This is a genomic window from Aeromonas sp. 604282 (assembly GCF_049170575.1).
Classification (GTDB): domain Bacteria; phylum Pseudomonadota; class Gammaproteobacteria; order Enterobacterales; family Aeromonadaceae; genus Aeromonas; species Aeromonas veronii_A.
The window spans coordinates 242,102-256,756 of record NZ_JAAKMV010000003.1 but is presented as its reverse complement, the minus strand read 5'-3'; the positions used below and the strand labels follow the sequence as shown (position 1 = coordinate 256,756).

12 protein-coding genes, 1 tRNA gene, 1 pseudogene and 1 riboswitch are annotated in these 14,655 nt (G+C 55.9%); of the genes and pseudogenes, 5 read left to right on the top strand and 9 right to left on the bottom strand.

Annotated elements, in window-relative coordinates:
* Positions 1–563 precede the first annotated feature (563 nt).
* Both G5367_RS06520 and G5367_RS06515 read right to left on the bottom strand, forming a co-directional pair.
* Positions 564–1,714, bottom strand: a pseudogene (locus G5367_RS06520) (IS3 family transposase).
* Between the two features lie 204 nt (positions 1,715–1,918).
* Positions 1,919–2,008, bottom strand: a tRNA-Ser gene (locus G5367_RS06515).
* A gap of 527 nt (positions 2,009–2,535) precedes the next feature.
* On the opposite strand from G5367_RS06515, the gene G5367_RS06510 reads away from it, so the two are divergent.
* Both G5367_RS06510 and G5367_RS06505 read left to right on the top strand, forming a co-directional pair.
* Positions 2,536–3,492 (top strand): L,D-transpeptidase family protein, encoded by a 957-nt coding sequence (locus G5367_RS06510; RefSeq protein ID WP_421245136.1) that lies wholly within the window; start codon positions 2,536–2,538, stop codon positions 3,490–3,492.
* A 39-nt stretch (positions 3,493–3,531) separates the two neighbouring features.
* Entirely contained in the window at positions 3,532–4,521 is a 990-nt protein-coding gene (locus G5367_RS06505; RefSeq protein ID WP_421245135.1) for a DUF481 domain-containing protein, read from the top strand.
* Positions 4,522–4,587: 66 nt separating this feature from the next.
* Here the strand turns inward: G5367_RS06505 and G5367_RS06500 are convergent, their stop codons facing one another.
* The 4 genes from G5367_RS06500 to G5367_RS06485 all read right to left on the bottom strand — a co-directional run bounded on the left by G5367_RS06500 (position 4,588) and on the right by G5367_RS06485 (position 8,826).
* The gene (locus tag G5367_RS06500; RefSeq protein ID WP_421245134.1) at positions 4,588–6,003 is read right to left on the bottom strand and encodes an SLC13 family permease; all 1,416 of its coding nucleotides are present in this window, start codon (positions 6,001–6,003) and stop codon (positions 4,588–4,590) included.
* A gap of 244 nt (positions 6,004–6,247) precedes the next feature.
* Positions 6,248–6,973 carry a MaoC family dehydratase gene (locus G5367_RS06495; RefSeq protein ID WP_064339778.1) on the bottom strand — a complete coding sequence of 242 codons (726 nt, stop codon included), beginning with the start codon at positions 6,971–6,973 and terminating at the stop codon, positions 6,248–6,250.
* Between the two features lie 244 nt (positions 6,974–7,217).
* Positions 7,218–8,189, bottom strand: coding sequence for a 23S rRNA (adenine(1618)-N(6))-methyltransferase RlmF (gene rlmF / locus G5367_RS06490; protein ID WP_421245232.1), 972 nt, complete (start codon positions 8,187–8,189; stop codon positions 7,218–7,220).
* 148 nt (positions 8,190–8,337) lie between these two features.
* Entirely contained in the window at positions 8,338–8,826 is a 489-nt protein-coding gene (locus G5367_RS06485) for a C40 family peptidase (RefSeq protein ID WP_005334331.1), read from the bottom strand.
* A gap of 275 nt (positions 8,827–9,101) precedes the next feature.
* Here G5367_RS06485 and G5367_RS06480 point away from each other — a divergent pair, with 275 nt between their 5' ends.
* Positions 9,102–9,824 (top strand): 4'-phosphopantetheinyl transferase family protein, encoded by a 723-nt coding sequence (locus tag G5367_RS06480; RefSeq protein ID WP_421245230.1) that lies wholly within the window; start codon positions 9,102–9,104, stop codon positions 9,822–9,824.
* Positions 9,821–10,669, top strand: a complete 849-nt coding sequence (locus G5367_RS06475) for a tetratricopeptide repeat protein (protein ID WP_421245231.1) — start codon at positions 9,821–9,823, stop codon at positions 10,667–10,669. Before G5367_RS06480 ends, G5367_RS06475 begins: the two co-directional genes overlap by 4 nt.
* Before the next feature lie 156 nt (positions 10,670–10,825).
* On the opposite strand, the gene G5367_RS06470 is transcribed toward G5367_RS06475, so the two are convergent.
* Together G5367_RS06470 and ribB are read right to left on the bottom strand one after the other, a co-directional pair.
* Positions 10,826–11,068, bottom strand: coding sequence for an Lpp/OprI family alanine-zipper lipoprotein (locus G5367_RS06470; protein WP_005334342.1), 243 nt, complete (start codon positions 11,066–11,068; stop codon positions 10,826–10,828).
* Between the two features lie 225 nt (positions 11,069–11,293).
* The gene (ribB, locus tag G5367_RS06465) at positions 11,294–11,947 is read right to left on the bottom strand and encodes a 3,4-dihydroxy-2-butanone-4-phosphate synthase (protein ID WP_421245116.1); all 654 of its coding nucleotides are present in this window, start codon (positions 11,945–11,947) and stop codon (positions 11,294–11,296) included.
* 104 nt (positions 11,948–12,051) lie between these two features.
* Positions 12,052–12,208: riboswitch (FMN riboswitch) on the bottom strand.
* A 264-nt stretch (positions 12,209–12,472) separates the two neighbouring features.
* Here ribB and purU point away from each other — a divergent pair.
* Positions 12,473–13,309, top strand: a complete 837-nt coding sequence (purU, locus tag G5367_RS06460; RefSeq protein WP_115544112.1) for a formyltetrahydrofolate deformylase — start codon at positions 12,473–12,475, stop codon at positions 13,307–13,309.
* Positions 13,310–13,388: 79 nt separating this feature from the next.
* Here purU and G5367_RS06455 read toward each other — a convergent pair whose 3' ends face one another.
* Positions 13,389–14,651, bottom strand: a complete 1,263-nt coding sequence (locus G5367_RS06455; protein WP_236344447.1) for a DUF945 family protein — start codon at positions 14,649–14,651, stop codon at positions 13,389–13,391.
* Positions 14,652–14,655 lie beyond the last annotated feature (4 nt).

Sequence of the window (14,655 nt, the reverse complement as noted above, 5' to 3'; positions counted from 1 at the left end):
ATATCTTTAGCGGCAGGACTATATATGAGGGGCTGCATTTGAGATCTATATATTAAGTTTTAAAATCGCAATAAATAAATAATAAATTTAATTAATTTAAATCCCCATCCATGGTATCAGCCTGATATATATAATATTTCTCTTCATGCAAGCTATAAAAATAATAAAAATAGACCAAATCGAGACCCGCTACATCAGGCATACTTATTTAACCAGCACTCAAAAATGCGATGGTCATCACAGTTCAACCTGTTCATAATACAGTTTGAGTTCAGGTTTGCTGCGATATCAGTCCATGAGCGCCCCTATACCCCTAATATATTTTTAAGATCAAAAAAATACTAACAAATAATTTCAAGTTTTATCAGCATGCTACTTCACTTTAGTATAATTCTGTGTCACCACTAATCGGATATTGATCCACTCTGGTAAACGCTTCCGATTGAACAATACATCAGCAGTGACTTACTCGCGGAAAAGAAACTTTATAAACAAAGCGCGAGTAATTATCGGGCTTCCTATGAAAAGGGCGTGCATCGCCAGAAAATAGAAAACTGTAGTGGTCAACTAAATCCGGACTCTTGGTTAGGTCGAATCTCGGCTTTTGCTGACGGTATCCCATCATGGTGGCGATGTGGACGCTGCCAGTTGTAGTAATCCATCAGGTAATAACTGATATCCCGCTTCGCTTCCCGCAGACTCACGTAACCCGTCGCAGGAAGCCACTCTGACTTCAGGCTTCGGAACAACCGCTCCATCGGGGCGTTATCCCAGCAGTTACCACGATGACTCATGCTCTTGGTCATGCGATAGCGCCACAGTCGTTGCCGAAATGCCCGGCTGCCCTGGTCGGAGTGAAACAACACTCCTGATGGGCAACCCCGCTGCTGATACGCCATCTCCATTGCTTTGATGGCCAGCTCTGCATCAGAGCTTATCTGACATCGCCCATCCAACAACCCATCGGGTGTACAGGTCAAGAACCCCTGCCAGGTAATGCCAACGACCACCTGACCAGACGTAGGTGATATCGCCACACCACACCTGATTGGATTGCTGGACATCAAATTCGCGGGCCTGCAGATTGGGAATGTCCGGTCGTTCAGACAGTGCCAGCTTATAACGGTGTATGCCCAGCTGTTTGGATGCCAACCTGGGTTCCTTCATCAGGTTACGGACTTTGAACCGGCCAATCTGATATCCCAGCTCTCGCATCATCGACATCAAGGCGCGGCAGCCTGCGGAATCCCGGCTCTCTTTGAACAAACGGCACCACTCACAACGCTGCTGCATGCGTTCACGGTTAATCGTCCACCTGCGTGCCAGATAATCGTAAAAACAGGAGGTGGGAACATCGAAAGCGCAGCAGACCAGGGTGATGGGGGCTTGCTACCTTAATCGGTCTATCAGCGCGTACGTGTGAACTCGTCTGCCATCAAAAGAGCAGTAGCTTTTTTTAGAATATCCTTTCACGTTCGAGTCGATGGATACGGGCTTCCAGCTCCTGAATTTTCTGCTGCTTTGGAGTCAGTGCTTTATTAATTGGGGTTGTACCACAGCGTTCGGATTGCAGTTGCTGAACCCAGCGACGAAGCAAAGTGTCACCGACATCCAGTGAACGGCTTGCTTCGGGGACAGAATATCCTTGGTCGAATAGCAGGGATGCGGCATCGAGTTTGAATTTGGCAGTAAATGAGCGACGTGACCTTGTCATTGAACACCTCAGGTCATGGTGGTGACTTGTACCACCTAAAATGGTGTCCGTGATGATTAGACCACTACAGTAGTAGTAATGACCTGTCCAAACGGTGTGATCAAGGGGTAGGACAGCCAACGCACAATGGCATAGCGCATGGCATACCAAGAAAAGAGAAAAAAATGAAAAGCCCAATCTAATCAAAAGGTTGAGCTCAGTGTTTGGCGGAGAGACAGGGATTCGAACCCTGGGTGGCATTGCTGCCACAATTGATTTCGAGTCAATCCCGTTCGGCCACTCCGGCATCTCTCCGTGGGAAGAGATTTTTACCCGAGCTGTGCCGAGGATGCAATAAAAATTTGTTAGATATCAAGTGGCTGGATCTGTTATCTGGAAGTAGGTTCAGCCTGTGACCCCCTGCGAATCCCCTGAGTACCATTAGCCCCTTCCAATACGCCTGCCCGCGCTTCTCATTGAGAGTGAGTATTCGCTGACCGCCAGCTCCTATTGTTTGTGTCCTTCACTTGCCTGACACCCCGACCAAGTCGCAAGACACTTGTCCATGTCGTCCATCGTTCAGCTTTCATTCCAGACGATAATCCGCTTACCAGCTACCATGACTATTGTCGAAGCTGTCGTATACCCCCCTATATCCCTCTTTTCCCTTTTTGAGCGCCAAAAAGCGTATTACTGCCGATTTTTTCCGGTTTCTTATGTATCCCTGCCCCCCTGATGGCACATGAGATCGCTGGTAATCATGGGCTGATTGAGGAACAATCGCGCCATCCTGGCGGCAGTGTTGATGAGATGCCGCCCCGATTGAACCGATGGATCCCCCTATGCGATTGCCAAAAATCATGCCTCTCTCCATAACGCCCACACTGTCCCTGCTGTTGGCTGCGATCCTGCTCTGCGCCACGCCGGCAGAGGCCAAACGCTACCCGCTGCCACCTGTCGGGAGTCGCCTTATCGGTGAGCTGGAGGATTACATCATCCAGCAGAATGAACATCTGGAACTGGTTGGCAAAAATACGCAAATTGGATTTTTGGCGCTACTTGAGGCAAATCCTGGTGTAGATCCCTATTTACCCAAGCCGGGTACCCGCTTGACGCTGCCCACCCAGATGCTGCTGCCCGATGTGCCTCGCGAGGGGATCGTCATCAATCTGCCCGAACTGCGCCTCTACTACTTCCCCAAAGGGAAGAACGAGGTCATCGTGCTGCCCATCGGGATTGGTGATATCGGCCGTGAGACTCCGGAGATGACCACGACGGTCATCGAGAAGAATCCCAACCCGACCTGGGTGCCCGGCCCCATGGTGCGCAAATCCTGGCTGGAACAAAAAGGGATCACCCTGCCCGCCGTGGTGCCCCCCGGCCCGGAGAATCCCCTCGGCAAGTTCGCCATGCGCCTTGGCTATGGCAAGCGCGACTACCTGATCCACGGCACCAACAAGGATTTTGGCGTTGGCCTGCGGGTAAGTGCAGGCTGCATCCGGCTGCGACCTGACGATATCGAGGCCCTGTTCAAGATTGTGCCGATCGGCACGCCGGTGCGGGTCATTAATCAACCGGTCAAGGTCGCCATCGAACCGGATGGTCGGCGCTGGCTGGAGGTGCACTCCCCGCTCTCCCGCACCGAAGAGGAGCTTGAAAATGGCGCCCCGCTGGTACTATCTCCGGCCATAGAGAGCTTTATCAGCGCACCTGACGTAATGCAGGATGAGGTGACGGCGGCGCTGGAGCGCAAAAATGGCCTGCCCCGCCCCATCAGCAGCCAACTTGTCAGTGGTTAAGTCATCAGCGCCCGAGTCGCACCGGAGTCACCTTACCTCATGAAATTCCTGCCTCTCCTACTCCTGTTGGCTTGTCACGCCTTGTGGGCCCAGGACATCCTCTGGATGAACAATGGCGATCGTCTGACCGGCAACATAGAGGAGGTGACAAAACAGTCGGTGCGCATCGCCCTGCCCTACAGCGGCGCAGTCACCGTCCAGCGGGAGGCCATCAAACGCTGGCGCATCGATAAAGAGGACAAACCCAAGGCAACGGCAAAGGGTGGGCTCAAGCTGTTCGAGGATGACCAGGATGAACGCAACGCCTGGCTCTGGACCGGCAGCGGCGATCTCAATGTCAAACTCAAACAGAATGACAAGCAGACCAACAACGTCAACCTCAAGTGGAAAAGCGAGCTGGCCAATCTGGACTGGCGTTACAGCTTCTCCGGTGAATATACCTATGAGACTGCTGACAACGTCACCGACAGCCATGATTATCAGCTCAACCCTACGCTGGACTATTTCTTCAACCAGCAGTGGTTCTTGCGCACCTCACTCGATGCCGAATATGACATGCTGGATAAAGATCGCTATCTCTACATGGACTATGGCTCGGGGCCTGGCTATCGCTTCTGGAACGATAAACGCCGCCGACTGGAGCTGATGGCCCAAGGGGGATTAAGCCGACTCTACTTCCGTGAAGATAGCGAGGTTCCCAAGATTTTTCTGGGTGAACGGGTCATTGACTACCCCTTCGCCGGTTTTAACTGGGATTATCGCCAACCTTTCTCCCTCTGGCAGGAGAAAATGGAGCTGTTCAGCCAGGGGCGCTATCTGAAATATCTGGCACAAGCCTCCCCCTATTTCACCCGTAATCAGGACCTGAAAGGCAGCATAGGATTGCGCTACTACTTCAACGACCATCTGCGACTCTCCTGGTCGAGTGAACTGGATTGGGAAGATGCTGACATCCTTGTCGACACAGGCAGCCCGGAACCCCGGGAGAGCGAATTAAGACACCTGCTCAGCCTTGGCGCCAGTTTCTAGCCCCCCCACCCCAACACGCAAAGAGGAGCCAAATCGGCTCCTCTTTGCTTCAAGCAGACAGGCTCGCTAGATCAGCCCCCAAGCGGCAATCTGGTAGATCCATACCATCGCCAACAGGGTACCGACCAACCCCATGATGACGCCGATGCGCACCATCTGGTGACTCTCCACCAGACCGGTGGCGTGGGCCAGCGCATTGGGCGGGGTACTGATGGGCAGCGACATCCCGAGCGAGACCGAAATGGTGACCGCCAGGATCAGGGTGTGACTGCCGCCCCACTCGGCCAACTCCGGCATGCTGACCGCCAGTGCCGCCACCAGTGGCAGCAGCAGATTGGCGGTTGCGGTATTGGACATAAAGTTGGCCATCACCACTGCCAGCAGACAGGCGCCGACCAGTACCGCCAGCGTGGAGTACTCGTGGAACGGAATATGGGTGATGAGCCGCTCGGCCAACCCGGAGTCCTCCAGCGCCAGCCCCAGCGCGATACCGCCCGATACCAGCCAGAGCACGTCGAGGGAGATCTTGTGCAGATCGTCCTTGGTGATGATGCCGGTGGTCAGGAACACCGCCACCGGGATCATGGCGACCACATAGGAGCTCATGCCGTGCAGATCCCCCAGCAGCCAGAGCACTATGGTGGTGATAAAGGTGAGGTAGACCACCCAGGCGCGAGGGGTCTGCATAAAGCGCCCCTCAATCTTGAGATCCATCCGCTTGAGGGAGCTCGGGAAGAAACGCCCCAGCAAGAACCAGCCGAGCAGCAACAGCAGCACCACGAAGGGCACCGCAAATCCCATCCACTGGCCGAACGAGATGGCATGCTCGCCGGTCAGGTATTTGAGCGCCACCGCGTTGGGCGGGGTGCCGATGGGGGTGCCGATCCCGCCGAGGTTGGCCGCCAGCGGAATGGCCAGCACAAAGCCGATTTTGGCCGGGTCCTTGTCGGGAAACGCCGCCAGCACCGGGGTAAGGATGGCCAACATCATGGCGGTGGTGGCGGTATTGCTCATAAACATGGAGAAGGTGGCGGTGATCAACATCAGCCCCAGCATGACGATCCGGGGATCCTGACCGAACGGGCGCAGCAATACCCGCGCCAGATTGACGTCCAGATGGTATTTGGTCGCCGCAATGGCGAGGAAAAAGCCACCGAGAAACAGCATGATAACCGGAGAGGCAAAGGTCGCCATCACCTCGGTGGACTTGAGCAGCTCCCCAAAGCCCGGCTCGGCCTTGTCGGCAGTCATGAACCAGAGCCCCCTGTCGGAGAGCAGCAGCAGTTCCAGCACGATGATCAGCACCGAGGTAGCAAAGATAGGGATGGGCTCCAGGATCCAGCAGAGGGCAGCCAGCACGAAAATAGCCACGACCCGCTGCTCGATGACGGTGATCCCCTCCAGCGGGATCCAGTTGGTCGGGATCAGCAGGATGGCGAGGCTAAGCAGCAACGGCAGAATAATCTTGTGATTGATGGGCACTATTGTCTCCAGGATCGGGAGTAAGAAGCCAATAGTGGCATAACATGCTATCGCCTCACGCGGCCAACTCGCCAAAATGAGAGCTGGCTAACTGCACGGCGCACGGTTTTGTGAGTCATATCAAGCTGGAGTCGGCACACCATGGCTGGCTCCTCACAACTGGCAACAAATAGGCAAAAAAACGGGCCCGCTGTTCGTTGAACACGACAGCGAGCCCGTTTCACAGTGATGCCAATGAGGGGGCTCAGAAGTAGATGCGAGTCACCGATTCGATGACGCAACCCGGGCGGCGGATCCCTTCGATCTCTACCTTGATCTCTTTGAGCAGTTCCAACCCACCCTTGATGGGGGTGACACGGGCCAGCTTGGTGCGGGCGCGGATGTTGCTATCAACCTTGATGGGGTACGGGAAACGTACCTGATCCAGCCCGAAGTTCACCACCATACGGGCAGTCGGGAACTCGGGGGTGGACTCATCGACCGAGCCGGTCAACTGCGGTAGCAACGCCAGAGTCAGGAAACCGTGGGCGATGGTGGTCTTGAAGGGGGACTCGGCGGCAGCACGCTCCGGATTGGTGTGGATCCACTGGTGATCCCCGGTCACGGCAGCAAACTGATCGATCATCTGCTGGCTGACGTGCAGCCACTCGCCGACATGGGTCTCTTCACCAATGCGGGCCTGCAGGGCGGCATAGAGCTCGGCCGCCTCGGCCCCCAGCTCAACTGCGGGTTCCTGAGCGACTGCAGGCTGACCGTTGGCAACCCGAGCCACGGTTGCAGCATCCTGTTGCTGCTCGCTCTGGGTCTCGGTTTGCAAGTCCAGTACACGACCCAGCAAAGGATGAAGATGTGCCTTTTGCTGAAACTCACGCCAGTAGTCGCGGATCGCCGGTGAGAGCCAATCCTTGAGCTCAAAGGGGTGCTGCGCCAGAATTTCGCGCTTGCGCTTCAGAAAATCGACAACTTTCATGTTCCGATCCCTATGTGATTCATTGCCTGTAAAGAGGTCTAACCAGTCCTATTTTATTAAAGTTTCAGCTGTAAGTGCAAAAAAATCTCGGCGCACACCTGTACCAAGGCGGAAGTAACTACTTACACAATGTAAACCAGCACGATCTGCCAATGAGGAAAACGATTGCCAGAGATGCCGCCAGCAGGGGAAATTCATCGGGGTCGTTATGAAAAAAGGCCCTCGTCGGGCCTTGTGGTGTAGGTCAGCGCGCGCTCGACCAGCCGCTACGCAATCCCTCTTCATCCAGAAAGGACCAGGCGAGGATCCGGCTCACCTTGTTGCCCTGCGCCATGTCGATCACCCGTACCTGACGCGCCCCCACCCGGTTCAATGCCTTTTTCGCCCCCGGCAGATTCTCTTTTTTCGACACCAGCGAGCTGAACCAGAGGCACTGAGTGGCAAACTCCTTGCTCTGGGCAACCATATTGGCCAGAAACGCCGCCTCACCCCCTTCGCACCAGAGCTCGGCCTTCTGGCCGCCGAAGTTGAGCACAGGGGCGCCTGTCACCTCCTTGCCCAGATTGCGCAGCTTGCGCTCCGTTCCCCTGCTTGCCTCCTCCAGCGACGCATGGAACGGCGGATTGCACAGCGTCAGGGCGAAGCGCTCCTTTGGCCCTATGATGCCGCGAAACACATGGTTGGGGTTACCCTGCAGGCGGCACTCAATCTGGCTGCCGAGTCCGTTGCTCCTGGCCAGCAGGGTGGCCGCCTTGACCGAGACCGGATCGATATCCGATCCCACAAAACGCCAGCCATATTCGCGGGCCCCCAGCAGCGGATAGATGCAGTTTGCCCCTACCCCGATATCCAGCACCCTCACCCCCTTGCCGGTAGGGAGCTGGCCTGCGCTCTCGGCCAGCAGGTCGGCCGCCCAGTGCAGGTAGTCCACCCGTCCCGGGATGGGTGGGCAGAGGTAACCGGCAGGCAAGTCCCAGTGGGCAATCCCGTAGTGATGGGCCAGCAGGGCGCGATTGAGAGTCTTCACTGCATCGGGAGCGGCAAAATCGATGGTGCGGGTGCCGTAGTCATTGATAAAGACGTGGGCAGCCAACTCGGGAGTTCGCAGGCAGAGCGCCTCAAAGTCGTAACCCGCCTGATGGCGATTACGGGAGTGAAGTCCGGATTTGCGGTCGCCCGACTTGGGGCCACCGGCTGATGGGATGCGGGGTTTCATGCTGAGCCTGCCGAAGAAAACGGGCCCACACTATAGTGATTTGACTCGGGAAAGTCTAAACGAGGGCAATAAAAAACCGGGCTATCGAGCCCGGTTCAAGTGAGGTTGGAAAAACAGTCCGTACTGCGAGCCGTTTGTCCAGCCTGACTCAGATATCGATCCGGCGAGCTTGCCAGAACTTGTTGCGCCAATATTGGCTATCCAGCTTGGAGCGTGTCACACCGGCGCGAGTCGAGGCGTGGATGAATTCACCATTGCCGACATAGATACCAACGTGGTTGAGACGACGATTGATTTTGAAGAAGACTAGGTCACCCTCGACCAGATCCTGCTTGGAAACGCGCGTCCCTTCGTGGACTTGGGAGCGGGTATCGCGGGGTAATTCGATACCGACGGCATTGCGGAACACTTCACGGGCAAAGGCGGAACAGTCGATACCGCGCTGGCTGCTGCCACCCATACGGTACGGAACACCACGCCACTCTTTATATACAGTCAGGATTTCATTCACATCGGGTGTCTGGGAAGCTTCCGGTTCGATGACAGGTTCAACCATGGAAACTTCGATCTTGCTCGCGACCTCGGGTTGGGGTGCCGAGGCACAACCCACCATTCCGAGCGCGACCAGCAGTAGCATCAGGTGGCGCAATCCTTTATCCCCGCTAAATAGTAAATCTTGTTAAAATACGGCCCCAAAGGGCAATTTATAAGGCAACAGCACCCGACTATATCCAAGAATTCTATCGAGGCAAGTGAAAATCCCTATCAAGCTCACATTTTTGCAAGGAAATGCACGATTTTTCATAATTAATGTGATCATGCCCAAACAATATACAATCGCAAAAAGAGCCTTGAGCCTCATAGATAACTGGCTTTTATCCCTGCTTCAGCACCTTTTTAAAGTGAAAAATCATGATCGAAACCGATCTTTTTTTGTTAAAACCGGCCAGGGTATGCCAGGAACTGCTTGCTCAATTGCCTGAATGGCTGTCAACCGATGAGCAGCATATCTGGCAAGCCATGACCCATCCTGAACGGCGTCAGGAATATCTGGTGAGCCGCGCCCTGCTACGCCAGCTATTGGCTGAGCGGCTGCAACAACCTGCCGCCAGTCTGCAATTTTGCAACGGCCCCCACGGCAAGCCCCGACTGCATGATGATGCTTGGCAGTTCAATCTGAGCCACAGTGGCAGCTGGCTGGTGTTGGCGCTCTGCCCGCATGGGCCGCTTGGGGTGGATATCGAACTGGGCAAACGGCGGCATCATCCCCTCCCCCTGGCCCGCCGGTTTTATGCACAGAGTGAATATGAGTGGCTCTGCGCACTGCCTGCCCAAGAGCAGGAGAGTGCCTTCTACCGGCTCTGGTCGCGCAAGGAGGCGGTACTGAAAGCCCACGGTGGCGGCATAGCGGCGGGACTGGAGAAGGTACGGTTTCTCCCGGAGGAAGGATGGCGACTCGACAACCGACTCGATGACACCCCTTATCAGGTACAGGATTGGCCCTTTGCCAGCGGCTGGCTCAGTCTCGCGGCGACGGCAGCCCCCGTGACCTTTTACCGGCTGGATGAGCGCTTGAATTGCCACTCGCTTAACCCCATGTTACTCAACACCCTTTCTGAAGAGTCCAACTCATGATCGTCGACATTACTCCCCAGAATTTTCACGCTGAACTTATCGATGCGTCCATGAAGAAACCGGTCGTCATCTATTTCCATGCTCCGCAGATGCCGGAGTGCCAGGGGATGACACCGCTGATCGAATCACTGGTTGGGCCCGCCAATGAGCAGGTCACCCTGACCAAGGTGGATATGAACGATCCCCAGCTGCAACCGCTGGCCAGTCAGCTCGGCCTGCGCGCCCTACCGGCGCTGGTGCTGTTCCATCAGGGTCGCCCTGACGAACAGGGGATCATCGAAGGGCCGCAGGATGAAGCCACCCTGCGCCAGTATTTCTCCGCCTTCGCCCCCAAAGAAGAGGAAGAGTTGCTGGCCAAGGGGCAACAGGCACTGGCTGACGAGCAGCCCAGCATCGCCTATGCCCATCTGACCAAGGCACACCAGCTGGCCCCTGAACGCCACGACATCAGCCTGTGGCTCATTCAAGCTGCGCTCGACCTCAACCTGCTGGATGAAGCGCAGGAGCGCCTCGGCACCATCCCGATGGTAGCGCAGGATGGTCACTTCCATGCCCTGAGCTCACGGCTGGCGCTGGCCCTGCAAGCAGCAGACAGCCCGGAACTGCGTGCGCTGGAAGCCCGCCATGCAGAACAACCCGATGATTTTGGCCTGGCACAAGAACTGGCGGTGCAATACAACCAGGCTGGCCGTCAGGAAGATGCATTAGAACTGCTGCTAGCGATCCTCAAACGGGACTTAGCATTCGGCGATGCCAGAAAGACCTATCTTGATATTCTGGCGACCATGGGCAGCACACCGGCGGCGCAGAGCTATCGTCGCAAACTCTATAGTCTGCTCTACTGATCGGATAGTAACTGTCTGGTAATGATGGGGGAGTGCCGGGAGACCGGCATGACCTCATGGGTCAAGTACGAAGAAGGCGCTGTGGGTATAGTGTAGAAACGGTGAATTTTGGGCAAAAAAAAATGGCGCAAAACTGCGCCATTTTTTTCGCATGGATTACTTCTTGTAGGAAGTAGCCATGTTGTCGATGCGCTGGTTAGCACGCATAGCTTCTTGCTTGGCTTCGGCAACATCAGCAGCGATTTTGGACTGATCAGCACGAACTGCGCTAACATCTTGAGCCAGCTGGTCAACTTTGTTAGACAGATTCTGAACGGAAGTTTCCAGTTCGCTAGTGTTTGCACAACCACCCAGCAGAGCGGACAGACCAACAACACCTACCAACAACAATTTTTTCATTTTTAAAGCTCCCTTGAACTCGCCAGACGTTTAGCAAGCGGCGTGATTATGGCACAAAAAAATAATACTTTGCATAGCCCTCACCACAGATAAATGCATTAAAACCCTCATTTTTTTTTGAGCGGACATTTTTTGTCCAGACTCGTCTAAAAAATGAGTGCCACATGGTGAGGACACGGACAAAGGTTAACCAAATTTTTGCCTTATTACAATTTCGTATGAAGCTCAGGCTGTACGTTCTGACAACAACTGACGATATTGCACCAGATCCTCGATGGTCAGCACTGGCATCCGCTGTTTGCGGCCAAATGCCACCAGGTCCGGCAGACGGGCCATCGAGCCATCTTCCTTGGTCAGTTCGCACAGCACACCGAACGGTTTGAGGCCGGCCAGCTGCATCAGATCGACCGTGGCTTCGGTGTGACCGCGGCGAGTAAGCACCCCACCGGTTCGCGCCCGCAGCGGGAAAACGTGACCCGGGCGGTGCAGATCACCGGGCTTGGCACCGTCGGCAATGGCGGCGCGGATAGTGGTGATGCGATCAGCAGCCGAGACGCCGGTCGTGACCCCCTGCGCCGCTTCTATCGTGACAGTAAACGCGGTCTGGTAGTGGCTGGAGTTGGCCTCCACCATCATCGGTAGTTCCAGCTGGCGAACCCGCTCGTCGGGCAGGCAGAGGCAAACGATGCCGGAGCACTCGCGGATCATCAGCGCCATCTGTTCATTGGTCATGGATTGTGCTGCGAAAATGAGGTCACCCTCATTCTCCCGATCTTCATCGTCGGCCACCAGCACGCCGCCTCCGGCACGTAAAGCCGTTAGGGCAGCTTCGACGCGGGCAATGGGATCACCGAATTCACTGAGTAGAGACTGATTCATGGTAAAACTCCTAAACAAGACAAGGACCAGAATCAGGGCATGGAAAGGCAGACAGAGATGAGCATGCAGCGGCCAGCCCACTAGGGCCAACGCGGCAATGTCTGTCTTATCCTCTTTCATCCGGACTATGACCGTCGGCTCCGGCATCTCACCGGATCTGCTGACCCCAACCCGGCAATCAGCCAAGTCGGGCGCTCGCGGGCTCCCCGAGTCAATCAGGATACCGCCGGTGGGGAATTGCACCCCGCCCTGAGAATAAGCGCAGACAGCCTAAAGAAAAACGGTTGCAGATACCAGCCAAAATCCCCGCTGGCTGAAAAGCGTTTCAACATTGCGCCCAGGATCGCGCTCTTCAACCCGTTCGCCAGCGCGAAAGACTGTGACTGGCGACTGGCGAATTTCTTTATGGCGCGGATCGGTTTATGGCATAGTTCCCGAAACAAAAAACAGGGCCCGAAAAGAGAGCCTGAACAACGCTGCCGGCGCAGACAGTAGCGCCAACACCACAAACGGAAAATGACAGAGATGGAAAAGAAAATACTGCTCACGGATTGCCCGGATGCCAAAGGGCTCATCGCCAAGATCACCAACATCTGCTACAAGCATCAGCTCAACATCATCAAGAACGATGAGTTTGTGGATCACGAGAATGGCCGCTTCTTTATGCGTACCGAGCTGGAAGGGCGCTTCAACGACGAGACCCTGCTGGCCGACCTTGATGATGCCCTGCCCACCGGAGCCCAGCGCCGTCTGGTCAAGGCGGGCAAGAAGCGTATCGTTATCCTGGTGACCAAGGAGACCCACTGCCTCGGCGATATTCTAATGAAGAACTACGCGGGCGCGCTGGATATGGATATCGTCGCGGTGATCGGCAACTACGACACCCTGGCCGAGCTCACCGGTAAATTCGATATCCCGTTCCACACCGTCAGTCACGAGGGTCTGAGCCGGACAGAGCATGAGGAGCAGGTTCGCGCCATCATCGACGGCTATGAGCCTGACTATGTGATCCTGGCCAAGTACATGCGGGTGCTGACACCGAGCTTCGTCGAGGCCTACCCGCGCAAGATCCTCAACATCCACCACTCCTTCCTGCCCGCTTTCATCGGTGCCCGCCCCTACCGGCAGGCATTCGATCGCGGGGTCAAGCTGATCGGTGCCACCGCCCACTTCGTGACTGACGATCTGGATGAGGGTCCCATCGTCGAACAGGACGTGATCCACGTCGGTCACGCCTTCAGTGCGGACGACATGGCCAAGGCGGGCCGGGATGTAGAGAAATCGGTGCTGAGCCGCGCGCTGGAGCTGGTACTGAACGAGCGGGTGTTCGTCTACGGCAACAAGACGGTAGTCTTCAAGTAATCCGTCCACGTGGCACGTATGCAAACGCCAGCAACAACAACGGCTCCCGCGGGAGCCGTTGTTGTTTCTACACCATGCATCAGAGCGACAGATTGTTTACCGTCACCGCGCCCTTCTCCAGCTTCAGCTCGGAGGTCAGCGCTTGCTTGTCGGCCTTCAGATAACCCATGAGGGTCAGCTGATCGAGCATGGGGGCCAATTGCGGTACCGCCTTGCCCAGCTTGTCGCTGAGGCTGGCATGCAGCACGCCGCTGAGGGCCTGCATCCCTGTGTCGCTGTTGAACAGCTGCTCCAGCGAGGTGGAGGCCAGCTTCACGTCCCCCTTCATGGTCACCACCTCACCGTTGAGCTTGGCGCTGAGATCGGCCAGTTCAAGGGTCGCGCCACGTTTGAGCATCTTATCCAGCGCCTGCTGAATAGCGGCATCTTCAACTCCCTTGCCACCAGCGGCCTGCAGCCCCTGATACCCTTCCAGATCCAGACCGTTGAGGTTGAGCGCCAACTTGCTGTCGGTCACCGCCAGGGTGTCGGTCTCGTTCTCCAGATCCAGCTTGGCAATGCTCATCTGATAGCTGCTGGAAAGAGTCTGGGCATCATCGCCGGTAAGACGGGTCTCGGTCGTCATCCCCTTCAGGGCAACCCGAACACTGTCAGGCAGTTGCAGAGTGAGGGCGGAGAGACTCATCTCGCTCTGTGGAGAGAGAAAGACGCCGCTGATCTCGGCAACATCGGCACTCCCTTTCAGGTCGGCCAGCACCAAGTCCATCTTGCTCTGCTCTTCATGAACCGTCATCCCCTGCCAGGTCATGGTGAGGTGACCACTGCCCTCCAGATTGCCGTGAAACTCGCCGTTCAGAGGCAGGAAGCTGAACTCGTCCAGCCCCTGTTTTACCTTGAACTCATTGGCCCAGAATCGGCTGCTGTTGGCTTGGGTCCAGAGGCTGGTTGCCGACTCCAGACCAAGTTGCCACTGCTCCATGCCCAGTGCGGTGAAAACTGGCGCCAGGGTGCCATTATGGGTATCAAGCTGGAAGTGGCTCTTGATATAGAGCGGCAGGATCCGGCTCTTGACCAGCAGTTGTAACTCGATGGGCTGGCTGCCTTCCAGCTCGCTGTCGATGGAGGCCAGCTCCTCGGGCGTGATCACCACCTTCAGGATGCCATCACGGGTAAAGAGGTTACTGCTGCCCGGCAGCCACTGCATGTCGATGCCGGTTTCGTCCTCCACCTTGGCGATCTGCTCCGCCATGATGTTGTCGAAACTGCTGCCCGTGTACCAGCACGCGGCCAGACCACCACCAACCAGTGCCGCACCCACGGCGAGGGCCACTATCTTTTTCATATAT

Bases quoted from the DNA above. Each gene is read 5' to 3' on its own strand.
- G5367_RS06480 (WP_421245230.1), top strand. From the start codon at position 9,102: ATGATCGAAACCGATCTTTTTTTGTTAAAACCGGCCAGGGTATGCCAG.
- G5367_RS06455 (WP_236344447.1), bottom strand. From the start codon at position 14,651: ATGAAAAAGATAGTGGCCCTCGCCGTGGGTGCGGCACTGGTTGGTGGT.
- rlmF (WP_421245232.1), bottom strand. From the start codon at position 8,189: ATGAAACCCCGCATCCCATCAGCCGGTGGCCCCAAGTCGGGCGACCGC.
- ribB (WP_421245116.1), bottom strand. From the start codon at position 11,947: ATGAATCAGTCTCTACTCAGTGAATTCGGTGATCCCATTGCCCGCGTC.
- G5367_RS06475 (WP_421245231.1), top strand. From the start codon at position 9,821: ATGATCGTCGACATTACTCCCCAGAATTTTCACGCTGAACTTATCGAT.
- G5367_RS06495 (WP_064339778.1), bottom strand. From the start codon at position 6,973: ATGAAAGTTGTCGATTTTCTGAAGCGCAAGCGCGAAATTCTGGCGCAG.
- G5367_RS06485 (WP_005334331.1), bottom strand. From the start codon at position 8,826: ATGCTACTGCTGGTCGCGCTCGGAATGGTGGGTTGTGCCTCGGCACCC.
- purU (WP_115544112.1), top strand. From the start codon at position 12,473: ATGGAAAAGAAAATACTGCTCACGGATTGCCCGGATGCCAAAGGGCTC.
- G5367_RS06510 (WP_421245136.1), top strand. From the start codon at position 2,536: ATGCGATTGCCAAAAATCATGCCTCTCTCCATAACGCCCACACTGTCC.
- G5367_RS06470 (WP_005334342.1), bottom strand. From the start codon at position 11,068: ATGAAAAAATTGTTGTTGGTAGGTGTTGTTGGTCTGTCCGCTCTGCTG.
- G5367_RS06505 (WP_421245135.1), top strand. From the start codon at position 3,532: ATGAAATTCCTGCCTCTCCTACTCCTGTTGGCTTGTCACGCCTTGTGG.